This window comes from Arcobacter sp. F2176, from assembly GCF_004116465.1.
Classification (GTDB): domain Bacteria; phylum Campylobacterota; class Campylobacteria; order Campylobacterales; family Arcobacteraceae; genus Arcobacter; species Arcobacter siniprincipis.
The window spans coordinates 21,445-35,589 of sequence record NZ_PDJV01000006.1; the positions used below are offsets into that span (position 1 = coordinate 21,445).

Sequence of the window (14,145 nt, forward strand, 5' to 3'; positions counted from 1 at the left end):
GCTCCCTCATAAATTTAAACCTTCGCCTTGAACTAATCCAAAATATGACTTTTTTGCATAGGTATATTTAGGTAGGGAGTTTATAATTTGATGTACAAACTTAATAAAGAAATAGTAAATAAATGAAATTCTCAGATATTATGAATATACCCTTTGAAGATGTAGGTGGTAGGCCAGATTATAATTTTTTGAAAAAACTTTTACCTAATATTCCAGAAGATGTATTTATACAATTTTTTTATGACCATGGTAGAAAAAGTGAATTTCAGTTACAGTATTCTACTTTAGAAATTCTAAATATTAAATGGATAGAGGTTGACTTAACTATAAATGAACTATCAAATTTAAGTATATATAGTGGTTTTATTGATTGGGTTGACATAGTAGAGAATAGAGCAAAAAAATGTAAGATAAATAATTTTAATTCAATTGATATTAGAAAAGAAGTTGTAAAACATTGGCAAAAAAATTATACATGGATAAAACCACCTATTTTAATTCTAGGTAACATAATAAATTCTAATAGAAAATATCATTTAGTAGAAGGGCATACTCGTATTGGTACATTAAAAGGACTTTTTAATCAAGGTTTATTGAAAAATACACAAACTCATAAAGTTTGGCTAGGTAAATATTAAAATAAAATTTTAATTTTAAAAGGTTAAGATTTATCGTCGAAATCAAGATAGAGTTTTATTTGAGGAGGAAGCTGACAACTGTCAGTGACCGAAGAAAAGAAAGCTATATCGCAGTATTTCCACGATAAAGCTTTGCCTTTTTATTTTACTTTTTCTATGTACTCACCGATTCTAGTGTCACATTTAATAATGTCACCTTCTACTAAGTGAAATGGTATTTGTACAACTGCACCTGATTCAAGAGTTGCAGGTTTTTTACCACCTTGAGAATCACCTTTAAAGTTAGGTGGAGTTTCTACGATTTTAAGTTCAACTGTCATAGGTGGTTCAACTGTGATTGCACTTCCATTGAAGAACATCATATCACAACTCATACCATCAATAATCCAATCAAATGCTTCCCCAACTTGATCATAAGTTAAACCAATTTGTTCATAAGTATTGTTATCCATAAATTGTAACAACTCACCATCATCATATAAAAACTGCATAGTTTTTTGTTGTAAGTCAGGAGTTTCACATTTATCACCAGCGTGGAAAGTTTTTTCAATAACTTTTCCATTTAGAAAAGACTTAATTTTACATCTTACAAATGCTGCACCTTTTCCAGGTTTTACATGTTGATATTCAGTAATTTTGTAAGGGATTCCATCAAGTTGGATTTTCATTCCCTTTTTTAATTCACTCATTCCTATATTTGCCAAAGTTACCCCTTATTATATTTCTACATAAGAAACTGAAATTGCAGCTTCTAAGTTTTCTAATTGTTTTAAAACATCGTGAGAAACAAATGAATCAACTAAAATAACAGCCAATGCAGAGTCTTTTCCACGAGATAATCTAAAGTCAGCGATATTGATATTATTATCACCTAAAGTTTTTCCAACTGTTCCAATTACTCCTGGGATATCAGAATTTCTTAAAAATATCATATTACCTTTTGGAGCAATATCAAATACGAAGCCATTAACTTCTACTATTCTTTGAACATCTTCATCAAATACAGTTCCTGAAATAGTATTAACACCTTTTTCAGTAGTAATTTTTACAGTTACTTTATTGCTATAGCCACTGCCATTTATGATTTCACAAGTGTCAACTTTGATGCCTTTTTCTTCAGCCCAAAATTTTGCATTTACATAATTAACTTCATCACCACCAGCGACTTTTAAAGCACCAACAGTAGCAAAAGTTAAAAGTGAATCTAAGTACTCTTTGATTTCACCTTGTCCACTAACAGTTATTGATCTAATAGCAGTTTTATCAGTTTGGGCACTTAAGAATGCAATTTTTTGAGTTAATTCAATATATGGTTTAACAAAAGAAGGAATTTTGCTTTCATCTATTGGAAGATTTAGAGCATTTGGGTACGAAATACCTCTTGCTGACTCAATTGCATTTCTTGCAGCTTGAACTGCTATTTCTTTTTGTGATTCTCTTGTATTTGCACCTAAGTGGGCAGTTACAGTTATATTTGGTAAATCTAATAATGGATTATTTATTGCTGGCTCTTTTTTGAAAACATCAATTCCTGCCATTGCAATTTTACCTGATTTTAGGTTGTTAAATAATGCTTCTTCATTATATAATCCACCTCTTGCGCAGTTGATTAGAATTACTCCATCTTTCATCTTTGCAATTTCATCTTCTCCAATCATATCGATTGTTTCTTGATTTTTTGGTGTATGTATAGTAATAATGTCGCAAGATAAAATATCATCAAAGTTTGTAGTATACTTAATACCTAAATCAGTCGCTTTTGTTGAAGGGATATATGGGTCATATGTAACTACATCCATCTCAAATGATTTTGCTCTAAGTGCAACTCTATGTCCTATGTTTCCAAAACCAATAACACCTAGTTTTTTCCCAAATAGTTCATTACCATACCAATCTTCTCTTTTCCATACTCTTTCATTTTTCAATTGATTGTGAGCATATGGAAACTTTCTCATACAAGAAAGCATATGTGTCATTGTAAGTTCAACTGCTGCTATAGTATTTGCAGTTGGAACATTCATAGCAATAATACCTCTTTTGCTACAACCTTCCATATCTACATTATCATAACCAACACCAGCTCTTATAATAGCTTTTAAGTTTACTGCTGCATTTAAGAATTTCTCATCAACATCAGTTGAAGATCTTGTAATTGCGATGTCAGCATCTTTAATTACATCTAATAATGCAGTTTTATCAATGTCTGCTGCAAAAACATAATTAATGTCTTCAGCAGCTTTAAGTATATTTAGTCCATTTTCATGGATATGATCACAAACTACAATTGTATGTTTACTCATTCTTCTAAATCCTTGAATTATTTCATTTGGTCTTTTAATAAATCACCTAAAGTCATAGACGAATCATCGTTTACAGATTTTAAGATTTCTCTTTCTTGTTGTTGTTCTAATCTTTTGATTGATAATCTAACTCTATTTCTATTAGTATCAATATTTACAACAACAGCTTCAATTTCTTTTCCAATTTCGATATTTTCAGCAGTAGTAGGTGCAAAATCTTCATTTCTAACTAGTCCGTCTAAATTGTCTTCAAGTTTAATGAATAATCCGAAATCTTTAAGATCTTTGATTGTTCCTTTAACTATATCACCAATTTTATGAGTTGATTGGAAGTTTTTAGCTGGAGAGTCTGTAATGTCTTTGATTGATAATGAAATGTTTTCTTTTTCTCTATCAATTTTGATAATTTTAACTTCAAGCTCGTCACCTTTTTTATAAAGGTTTTTACATTTTGCATTACCTTCCCAAGAAGCTTCTTCGTTGTGTAATAATCCATCAACATCACCTAGAGTAACAAATGCTCCAAATTCAGTTAAAGTTGCTACTTTACCAGTAACGATGTCTCCAACTTTATGCTCTTTTGTAAATTTTGCAAAAGGTTTTTCTTGAAGATTTTTTAAAGATACTCTTAATCTTTTTTTATCAACATCTAGTTCAATAACTTCAACATTAACTTCATCACCCAATGTTAATAAATCTTTTGGATTTTTAAGATTTTTATTCCATGAAATTTCAGAGATATGTAATAAACCTTCAATATCATTTCCTAAATCAACAAAGGCACCATAAGATTCAAAGTTAGAAATAGTAACAGTAATAGTATCACCTACATCTAATTCGTCTCTAATCTCTTCCCAAGGGTTAGAAAGTGCAGCTTTAACTGATAATGATAAGTGTTGTTTAGTTTTGTCATAAGATAAAACTTTAACAGTAACTTCATCACCTTCAGCATAATAATTAGATGGATTAACAGGACCTTTGTAAGAGATTTCATTGTAGTTTACTAAACCATCAATTCCACCTAAATCTACAAACATTCCATAAGATGTGATTTTTTTGATTGTTCCATTGATTAGACCATCATTTTCTAAAAATTGTGCAACTTTTGCATCTTTTTCTATTTTAGATTCTTCAATAAGTTTTTTTCTTGAAACTATGATTGAGTTTTGTGCTTCATTGATTTTTAAAACTTTCGCTTTAACTTTTTTACCAAGTGCACCTTGAGCTTTTAAGTATGATTGAGCCATTGGCATAAAATACTCACAACCATTGTCATCTTCAATTATAAATCCACCTCTAGGTTTAATAGAGATAATTTTACCTTCAATAGTAACATCTTCTAAATCTTCAGTATGTTCTTTTACAAAAGCATCAAATTTTTCTTTTTGTAAAACTTTTTTGTGAGAGATAGAAGGTTTTTCACCTCTAATACCAGTTAATATAACAGGGATTGTATCACCTACTTTATATTTAACTTCACCACCAATAGTAATTTCAGAGATATGTAGTCTTCCTTCAACTTTTTGACCAACATCAACAGAAACGTTTTCACCAGAAATTTCAACAATAACACCATCAACTACAGAGTTGTTCTCTGCATTTTCGAAAGACTCATTAAGCATTTGCTCAAAGTCAAAGTCTTCACCAATTTCAATATCTTCGATACCCATATTTTTCCTTCGTATAACCATTATTTATAAAATGCAGTGATTATATCGAAGATTGGCTTAAACAAATTAATTTTAAAAATTAGTTAGTATGCTTCTACTTGGTTTACAACTTTTTGAATAACCCAATCAGGCGTTGAAGCACCCGCTGTTATGCCACAAAGTTTTTTATCTTTGAACCATTGAGGGTCTAGTTCTCTTTCATCTTCTAAAAGATAACTATCTATACAATTTTCTTTTGAGATGTTTAGTAACTGTTTTGTATTTGAAGAGTTTTTCCCACCAATTACAATCATAATATCTACTTCTTTTGATAATTCTCTTGCAGCATCTTGATTTTCAAATGTTGCATCACAAATTGTATTAAATACTCTTACTTCCTTATTTTTTGGAATTAGGGTATTTACTATTTCAAGATATTTTTCTTTCTTTTTTGTTGTTTGTGCAATTGTTGCAATTTTTGAGTATTTAAATTTTATTTTTTTTAAATCTTCTGGTTCTAGTATTACAAATACATCATCTTGATCTTTTGCATAAGATTGTACACCTAAAACTTCTGGATGGTCTTTATCACCAAAAATAACAATTGAATACTCTTCTGCTGACATCTTTTTTACTATTTGTTGAGGAGTTGTAACAAATGGGCAAGTTGCATTGATAACTTTTGCATCTTTTGCTTTTAGATTTTTTAAATCAAATTTTGGAATACCATGTGTTCTAATAATTATTGTATCGTTATCTTTTACTTCATCTAATGAGGTATATAATCCTACATTATAATCATTTTTAAGTCTATCTATTTCATTTGTATTATGAATAAGAGGTCCCATAGTTGCAGAGTTTTTATACTCTTCTGCAATTTTAATTGCTCTTTTTACTCCAAAACAAAATCCATAAGATGATGCTAATTTTACTTTCATAAATTGTCCTTAAAAATGTCCCTATCTTTTGAGGGACATTTTTTTATAATTTCTTTTATCAAGATAACAAAGCTAGCTCTAAAAAAGTAAATCCTAAAGAGAATAACTTGTTGTCCTTTTAGGCTTTTAGTGTGTCTAATATTTCTTTGAAGTTTGGGAATGATGTCAATATACAATCAACATCTTGAATCTCCATACTTGAATTTAATCCTGCTATTGCAAAGCTCATTGCAATTCTATGGTCACCATGAGAATTTATTGTTGCTTTTTTTAACTTTCCACCAATTATTTCATAACCATCTTCAAATTCTGTGTAATTTACTCCACAAAGTTTTAGATTATTTACAACTGAGCTTATTCTATCACTCTCTTTTACTCTTAGTTCTTTTGCATTTGATACTTTTGATTTTCCATTTGCCAAACTCATAGCAATACTTAATGCTGGAAGCTCATCAATAAGCCATGAAATATTTTCGCTAACATCTACCCCATTTAACTTATTTGCAGATACTACAATATCTCCCATAGGTTCATAGACATTCTCTTTTTCGATAAATTCAACATCTGCACCCATTCTTTTTAATACTACATAGGCTTCTGTTCTTGTAGGGTTTAATGTCACATTTTTAATTGTTACTTTTGCATTTGGAGTAATAGCAGCTGCAACTGCGAAGAAAAATGCAGAACTTGGATCTGTTGGAACGGTTATATTTAAAGGTTTTAAGGCTGAAGTTAAAGGATGAATATGTATAAAACCATCACTATCATTTTCTAACTTTGCGCCCATTCCTTTTAACATTCTTTCCGTATGATCTCGTGTTAGTTCATTTTCTTTATATTTAGATACTCCATTTGCTCTTAAAGCTGCTAAAATCATTGCTGATTTTACTTGTGCTGAATCAACAGGTGAGTGATAAGTAAATGCCTTTAACTCTTTTACGCCTCTTATAAAAAGTGGTGCTTTATTACCATCTTCTCTACCATCAATTTTAGCTCCAATGCTTCTAAGTGGATCAGCAACTCTTTTCATTGGTCTTGAGTGAAGATATTTATCTCCTACAAGGGTAAATGCTCCATCAATAGATGCTAAAAAACCACAAAAAAGTCTCATCGCAGTTCCCGAATTCCCACAATCAAGTACATTAGCTGGTTCACTTAATGTACCTTTTGGAGTAATTGTAACTGTTGAACCATCTCTTTTAACCTCTGCACCTAATTGCTCTACAATTGAAAGCGTATTTAGAGTATCTTCTGCTGTTAAAAAATTCTTGATATGTGATGTTTCATTACTCAAAAGTGAAAACATAGCACATCTATGTGAGATTGATTTATCACTTGCAATATTGTCAATAACAATATTAAATGGTTTTGTTAAAGCATCTATATTAAAGCTTTGCATTTATCTTATTCCTATTCCTAATGCCAAATTCAATTTTTCTAAAATAGAGTTTATAGTAGCATTGATATCATCTTCTTCAAGTGTTTTATCAAAGCTTTGTAAAACAAATCTTATTGTTAAACTCTCTTTATTACCTAATTTTTCATCACTATATGTATCTACTAAATTAAATTGTTGGATTGTACCATCTTCAATACTATTAATTACATTTCTTATTTTAGAATAGGGAATATCTTTAGGTACGATTAAGCTTAAATCTCTTTTTGAAGCTTGAAACTTAGAATATTCATTTGCTTTTATTAAATTATTTGCAATTTTGTCAAAATCAATTTCAGCAATAAAAGTATTAGGTAAGTCATAATCTTTTGCAACATTTGGATGAAGTTTTGAAATAAATCCAATTTTTTTATTATCAACTATGATATGTGCATTTTGATATGGATGAACTAATAAATTATTGATTTCATTCATTGGCTCTAAATCAAATTTACCAATAGTATTAGCAACTTTTTTTGAGAATCCAAAAAACTCTATGTTTGCTGGTTTTCCATTATTTGTAAATGATTCATACTCGCTATCACCACTAAAGATAAATGAAATTTTTTGTGATTCTATTCTTTGGTTATCAAATACTGTTCCAATTTCAAAGAAAGCAACTTTTTTGAATCCTTGTTTAAAATTATTTGAACAAGCTTCAATAAGATTTGTCAACATTGTAGTTCTAAATGTATTTAGCTCATTTACTATTGGATTTAAAATATCTAGTTTTTCATTTACAGTTTCAAGATTATATTTTTCAAGAGTCTCTTTATTTGTGAAAACATAAGTTAGTGTTTCAAAAAAACCATTTTCTATGGCTTTTGTTCTTACTTTATTTTTCTTAGTAATTTTATTTGATGCTTCATTTAATCTATTTACTTCTTCAATTTGTAAAGGAGTTGATTCAATATTATCAATACCTACTATTCTCACAATTTCTTCAGTTATATCAGCAATATTTTTAATATCATGTCTAAACAGTGGAACTTGAACAGATAATACACCTGACCCACCATCTTTAACAATAAATCCTAAACCACTTAATATTTTTTCAATTTTAACTTTTGTAAAAGTTTTTCCAACAATTGAACTAACTCTTTTAATACTTACATCTATAGATAATCTTTCTTTATCTTCTGTAAATACTTCATATCCTCTATAAAGTTTTGCACCAAATTTTGAAATTAAAGTAGTAAAATACTCCATTCCTGATTCAATATTTGGCTCACTTCCCCTTGAAGTTTTATAATAAACTTCTCCTGTTTTTATCTTTTTATCAAATACATTTTTTGATAATTCCTCAGGATTATTATAAGATGCTTCCAATATATAAGTTACATCATCTTTATTTATAATCTCATTTTTTATACTAATTGTGCTTAATTTTTCTTTTCCATAAACTTCATCAAATCCATCTTTAGATTTTTTAATATGAAGAACAGATAAATCATTTAAAGTATCACAATCAGCTTTTGCATAAGCGTGCATCGTTACGCCAGTTGCATGTGTCGCATAAGATAAAATATTTTCTATGTCACAATCTTTGTATAAATCTATAGTTGCAACTCTTAATTTATATAATAAGGGAACTTTTAATTCTGTAAAATCTCCAGCTTTATAAATTAAAGATGATGAGATAGAACTATCACTTTCTATTTCAAGAAGTTGCCCAATACCAATATCATTATATTCTAAGTTTTTTTCTTGTTCACATAAAGTTACACCATAACAAACACTTAATTCTCTTGCAACTCCATGAATACTTAAACAATCACCCCTATTAGCTGTTAATTCTATTTCGATGACATCGTCATTGATAAGTCTATATTCATTTAGTTCTTTTCCAATAACTAACTCACCAATAGAATCATCAAGTTCTAGTATTCCATCATTTAATTTAGGTAGACCAATTTCAGTAGAAGAACAAATCATACCATTTGATTCAAGACCTCTTAGTTTTGCTTTTTTTATTTTAAAATCAGCTCCAAGAACACATCCAACAGTAGCAACAGGTACATATTGACCAGCTGCTACATTTTTAGCTCCACAAACGATTTGTGTAACTTCACTACCTATGTTTACTTGACAAACTGATAGTTTATCAGCGTCTGGATGTTTTTCTTTTGATTCCACATATCCAATTACAACACCTGAAGGTATTCTAACTTTTTCTAATGAATCAACTTCTAAACCAATAGAGTTTAATTTTTTGCAAATATCATTTATATCTATTTTAGAGATGTCTATAAAATCTTCTAACCATCTTTTTGTAACTATCATTTGAACTGTCCTAATAATCTTAAATCACTTTCAAATAGAGATCTTAAATCTCCAATATTATGAATTAGCATTGCAAATCGCTCAACACCCAATCCAAAGGCATAACCAGACATGTTTTCATATCCAACTGCTTTAAATACATTTTGATCAACGATTCCACATCCTAAAACTTCAAGCCATCCTGTATGCGAACAAACACGACAACCATCACCTTTACAAAATACACATGAAATATCAACTTCAGCTGATGGTTCTGTAAATGGGAAGAAAGAAGGTCTAAATCTAACTTCAACATTTCCAAACATATGTTTTAAAAACTCTTCAAGTACATGTTTTAAGTTTGAAAATGAGATTTTATCAGAACTATCTACTACTAATCCTTCTATTTGATGGAACATAGGTGTGTGAGTAAGGTCGAAATCTCTTCTAAATACTGTTCCTGGTGCTATCATCCTAATAGGAGGCTTTTGCGCTAACATAGTTCTAATTTGCACAGGAGAAGTGTGCGTTCTTAAAAGTGTATAATCTTTATTGTAAAAAGTATCTTGCATATCTCTTGCAGGGTGATATTTTGGAAGATTTAAAGCTTCAAAGTTATGGAAGTCATCTTCTACTAAAGGTCCTTCTTCAACTGCAAAATTTAAATTTTGAAAATAAGAGATAATTTTATCCATAGTATCAACAACTGGGTGAACAGCACCACAAGTTAATTTGTTATTAAATCTTGATACATCAATTTTTTCTTCTTCAAGTTTTTTATTTAATTCAATTTTTTCTAAAATTTCTTTTTTTGACTCTAAGGCACTTGTTGCTTCAATTTTTTTTGTATTTAGATTTTGTGCAAATGCTTTTTTCTCTTCATTTGGAATATCTTTTAATCTTGCAAATTCTTTAGTTAAAAAACCTTTTTTACCAAGTATCTCAATTCTTAGATTTTCTAAGGTTTCTATAGAATCAGCAGATTCTATTTTTTCGATCCACTCTTTCACTTATTTCCCCTGTTTTCATTTATATAAAAGGTGATTATTGTACTTAAGTTTTTATTAGAGTTTGGTTATAATAAAAATTAATACTATTAAAAGGAACGGGATATGTGCATTTTTTGTAAAATTGTGAATGGGGAAATTCCAAATAAAACTATATTAGAAGATGAAAGATTTTTAGCCTTTGAAGATATAAATCCAGCTTGTAAAGTTCATGCCTTAGTTATACCAAAAGAACATTATACTTCATTTGATGTTGTACCTCCAAAAATAATGGCAGGAATGACTGAATTTATTCAAAAAGTTGCTTCAAAATTAAATCTAAGAGATGATGGATATAGACTTATTACAAATATTGGAGATCAAGGTGGACAAGTTGTACATCACTTGCATTTTCATATTTTAGGTGGAGAATATGTGGGAAGTTTAGTTGGGGAAAAAACCAAACAATAAAAAAGAGGTTTTCCTCTTTTTATTATTTTTGAGAGTAACTACCTAATGACATAAGTTTTTGGTATCTTTTTTCATATCTTTGTTCTTGGGACATATCTCTTAACTCTTTTACTGATGTTAAAAAATAATCTGCTAGAGCTTTTATAGCTTCATCTTTTGACCTATGTGCACCAATTAATGGTTCATTTATTACATCATCAATTAAATCAAGACTTTTTAAAGATTCAGCAGTAATTTTTAAAGAATTTGCAGCAGTTTCAGCTTGTGCAGGGTCATTCCATAGAATTGCAGCACAACCTTCAGGAGAAATAACAGCATAAACTGAATATCTCATCATTGCTAATTTATCAGCAACAGAAATAGCTAGTGCTCCTCCTGAACCACCTTCACCAATTACAACAGAAATTGTAATAGTATTTAAATCAGAAAATTCATATAAGTTTCTAGCAATAGCCTCTGATTGATTTCGCTCTTCTGCTCCAATACCCGGATATGCACCCGGAGTGTCTACTAACATAAGAATTGGTAAATTAAATTTTTCAGCTATTTTTGCAGCTCTTAGTGCTTTTCTGTAGCCTTCAGGACTTGGCATTCCAAAATTTCTTTTTAGTTTATTTTTAGTACCTCTACCTTTTTGTTCACCTATTACTACTACTTTTTCATCACCAATTTTACCTAAGTAACAAATTATCGCATTATCATCATTGAAGTGCCTATCACCATGAATTTCATAAGCATCAGTTAAAAGACCTCTAATATAATCTAAGGCATAAGGTCTATCTGGATGACGTGCTAATTGAAGTTTTTGATAATCAGTTAAATTCTTAAAAGTTTTTTCAACTTCTTTTTCTAGCTTTTTATCTAATATTTCAACTGCATGTTCATCTGACTTTGATTTTGCTACTAGTATATCTTCTTCAATAGCTTTTATTTTTTCTTCAAATGTTAAATAAGTTGACAATTTATTCCTTTATTAAAAAGATTTAATCTTTTAATATAAATTATTTTGTAAATTTTTTAAATATGATTGAACCGTTTGTTCCACCAAAACCAAAGTTATTACTCATAACCGTATTTAATTCTATTTTTCTTGCAACATTTGGTACATAATCCAAGTCACATTCTTCATCAGGATTAATCATATTAATTGTTGGAGGAATGATACCTTCATTTAATGATTTAATTGTAAAGATTGCTTCAATTGCTCCAGCAGCTCCTAAACAATGTCCAATTTGACCTTTTGTTGAAGTTACAGGAGGACAATTTTCTTTTCCACCAAATAATTCTTTTATTGCTTTAGTTTCATTTGCATCTCCTACAGGAGTAGAAGTACCATGCGTATTTATATAATCAATTTTTGGATATTCACCTGTGTTTGATTTTACCATTTCAAATGCAGCTCTCATAGCTCTTAATGGACCATCCATTACAGGAGCAGTGATATGATTTGCATCAGCACTTTCTCCAAATGCAATTATCTCTGCATAAATTTTAGCACCTCTTGCAAGTGCAGAATCTAAAGTTTCTACAACTAAAGCACCAGCACCTTCACCCATAACGAAACCATCTCTTTCTTTATCAAAAGGTCTTGATGCTGTTTGAGGGTCATCATTTCTAGTAGATAGCGCTTTCATTGCAGCAAATCCACCAATCCCTGCACCACAAATTGCAGCTTCAGCACCAACTACTAAAATATTATCAGCACCACCTAAAGCAATAGTTTTAACAGCATCTGATAAAGCATGAGTTGAAGCAGAACAAGCAGTTACATGAGATAAATTAGGTCCTTTTAAACCATGTTCAATAGAAATAAATCCACCCAGCATATTTACTAATGATGAAGGAATAAAAAATGGAGATATTCTTCTAGGTCCTTTTGTATCACAAACTACAGAATTTTTTTCAATTGTTGATAATCCACCAATTCCAGAAGCAGAAATTACTCCAAATCTTGGAGCAAGTTCATCATTCACTTTATTATTATCTTCACTTGCAAAACCAGAGTCAATCATAGCTTCTTTTGCAGCTTTAATACCTAATTGGATAAATCTATCAGCTTTTTTTACTTCTTTTTTATCCATAACTGTTGTTGGGTCAAAATCTTTTACTTCTCCTGCAAACTTTACTGAATATTCAGTTGAATCAAAAAGAGTAATATCTCTAATTCCACATTTACCTGCAACTACTGCATCGAATGATTCATTTACATTATGTCCTAAAGAATTTATAGTACCTAGACCAGTTATTACAACTCTTTTCATCTATTTAAGCTCCATTTGTGATTATAATTTAATTATTTAAATTGTTCAATTTTCTTCTAAAAATTCAAAAATTTAAATAAAGAGTTAAAAGTAACTCTTTATTTGAGTCAAGAATAATGTCTTATTACTTGATTATTTATTATCTTCGATGTATTTGATAGCATCTGAAACAGTTAAGATTTTTTCTGCATCTTCATCAGGTATTTCGATGTCAAATTTTTCTTCTAAAGCCATAACTAGCTCAACAACATCTAACGAATCTGCCCCTAAGTCTTCAATGAATTTTGAATCTTCTTTAACTTCAGCTGGATCGCAATCTAATTGCTCAACTACTACTTCTTTCACATCATCTAATAATGCCATTTTCTTTCCTTTTTTAAAATTGTCCTAGAATTATACCTAAAAGCCTTTAAATATTCTTTTAAATAAAAAATTTTAACTTTTTAAACGTATAAGCCACCATTAACTTTTAATATCTCTCCTGTTATATAAGAAGAGTGATCACTTAATAAAAATGCAACCGCATCAGCGATTTCACTTGGTTTCCCAAATCTACTTAATGGGATATTTTTTTCATATTCTGCTTTTACTTCATCTTTTAATTCATCAGTCATATCTGTTTGAATAAAACCAGGAGTAACTGCATTATATCTTATACTTCTTGAAGCTGCTTCTTTTGCAAACGATTTAGTCATAGCATTTAATCCACCTTTAGAAGCTGAATAATTAGTTTGACCAGGATTACCCATTTCTCCAACTATTGATGAAATATTAACAATTGAACCAAATCTTTTTTTACCCATTATTTTTAATGCAGCTTTACAACCAATAAATGCTGATGTTAAATTTGCACTGATTACATCATTGAAATCTTGAACAGACATTCTAAGTGCTAATTTATCTTTTGTAATACCAGCATTGTTAACTAAATATGATAATTCACCATCAGAATCAATAATTGTATTAATTGCACTTACAAACTCATCTTCATTTGTAACATCTGCTTTTATAATTGCAGCTTTTCCACCAGCAGCTTCAATCTCTTCTTGAATTTTAGAAGCTTCATCTGCTTTACTTCTATAATTAATCCATACTTTAAGTCCATGACTTGCAAGAGTTTTGGCAATTTGGGCACCTATTCCTCTGCTAGCACCAGTAACTAGTACATTTGAACCTGTAAATTTCATCTTTATCCTTTTAATTAG

General features: G+C 29.7%; 13 protein-coding genes. 2 read left to right on the forward strand and 11 right to left on the reverse strand.

Features of this window, described 5'->3' with window-relative positions:
* Positions 1–122: 122 nt before the first annotated feature.
* Positions 123–638: a hypothetical protein gene (locus CRU95_RS07125; protein WP_129100458.1), complete on the forward strand. Its 516-nt coding sequence runs from the start codon at positions 123–125 to the stop codon at positions 636–638.
* 140 nt (positions 639–778) lie between these two features.
* On the opposite strand, the gene efp is transcribed toward CRU95_RS07125, so the two are convergent.
* The 7 genes from efp to pheS form a co-directional block, all read right to left on the reverse strand.
* A complete protein-coding gene (gene efp, locus CRU95_RS07130) occupies positions 779–1,342 on the reverse strand; it encodes an elongation factor P (RefSeq protein WP_258238656.1) in 564 nt (187 codons plus the stop codon).
* Positions 1,343–1,354: 12 nt separating this feature from the next.
* Positions 1,355–2,938, reverse strand: a complete 1,584-nt coding sequence (serA, locus tag CRU95_RS07135) for a phosphoglycerate dehydrogenase (RefSeq protein ID WP_129100459.1) — start codon at positions 2,936–2,938, stop codon at positions 1,355–1,357.
* Between the two features lie 17 nt (positions 2,939–2,955).
* The gene (locus tag CRU95_RS07140; RefSeq protein ID WP_129100460.1) at positions 2,956–4,608 is read right to left on the reverse strand and encodes a 30S ribosomal protein S1; all 1,653 of its coding nucleotides are present in this window, start codon (positions 4,606–4,608) and stop codon (positions 2,956–2,958) included.
* 83 nt (positions 4,609–4,691) lie between these two features.
* A complete protein-coding gene (locus tag CRU95_RS07145; RefSeq protein ID WP_129100461.1) occupies positions 4,692–5,525 on the reverse strand; it encodes a 4-hydroxy-3-methylbut-2-enyl diphosphate reductase in 834 nt (277 codons plus the stop codon).
* A gap of 118 nt (positions 5,526–5,643) precedes the next feature.
* Complete coding sequence (gene aroA / locus CRU95_RS07150; protein WP_129100462.1) at positions 5,644–6,924, reverse strand: 3-phosphoshikimate 1-carboxyvinyltransferase; 1,281 nt, start codon at positions 6,922–6,924, stop codon at positions 5,644–5,646.
* On the reverse strand, positions 6,925–9,243 hold the full coding sequence (gene pheT / locus CRU95_RS07155) for a phenylalanine--tRNA ligase subunit beta (RefSeq protein WP_129100463.1): 2,319 nt from the start codon (positions 9,241–9,243) through the stop codon (positions 6,925–6,927).
* Positions 9,240–10,232, reverse strand: coding sequence for a phenylalanine--tRNA ligase subunit alpha (gene pheS / locus CRU95_RS07160; protein WP_129100464.1), 993 nt, complete (start codon positions 10,230–10,232; stop codon positions 9,240–9,242). The genes pheT and pheS overlap by 4 nt, the downstream gene beginning before the upstream one ends.
* 102 nt (positions 10,233–10,334) lie before the next feature.
* Here pheS and CRU95_RS07165 point away from each other — a divergent pair, with 102 nt between their 5' ends.
* Positions 10,335–10,679, forward strand: coding sequence for a histidine triad nucleotide-binding protein (locus CRU95_RS07165; RefSeq protein ID WP_129100465.1), 345 nt, complete (start codon positions 10,335–10,337; stop codon positions 10,677–10,679).
* A 22-nt stretch (positions 10,680–10,701) separates the two neighbouring features.
* Here CRU95_RS07165 and accA read toward each other — a convergent pair whose 3' ends face one another.
* From accA to fabG, 4 genes are all read right to left on the reverse strand, one after another.
* Positions 10,702–11,640, reverse strand: coding sequence for an acetyl-CoA carboxylase carboxyl transferase subunit alpha (gene accA / locus CRU95_RS07170; protein WP_129100466.1), 939 nt, complete (start codon positions 11,638–11,640; stop codon positions 10,702–10,704).
* Positions 11,641–11,680: 40 nt separating this feature from the next.
* Positions 11,681–12,940 (reverse strand): beta-ketoacyl-ACP synthase II, encoded by a 1,260-nt coding sequence (locus CRU95_RS07175; RefSeq protein ID WP_129100467.1) that lies wholly within the window; start codon positions 12,938–12,940, stop codon positions 11,681–11,683.
* 132 nt (positions 12,941–13,072) lie between these two features.
* A complete protein-coding gene (acpP, locus tag CRU95_RS07180) occupies positions 13,073–13,303 on the reverse strand; it encodes an acyl carrier protein (protein ID WP_013134306.1) in 231 nt (76 codons plus the stop codon).
* Positions 13,304–13,383: 80 nt separating this feature from the next.
* Positions 13,384–14,127 (reverse strand): 3-oxoacyl-ACP reductase FabG, encoded by a 744-nt coding sequence (gene fabG, locus CRU95_RS07185; RefSeq protein WP_129100468.1) that lies wholly within the window; start codon positions 14,125–14,127, stop codon positions 13,384–13,386.
* Positions 14,128–14,145: the final 18 nt, after the last annotated feature.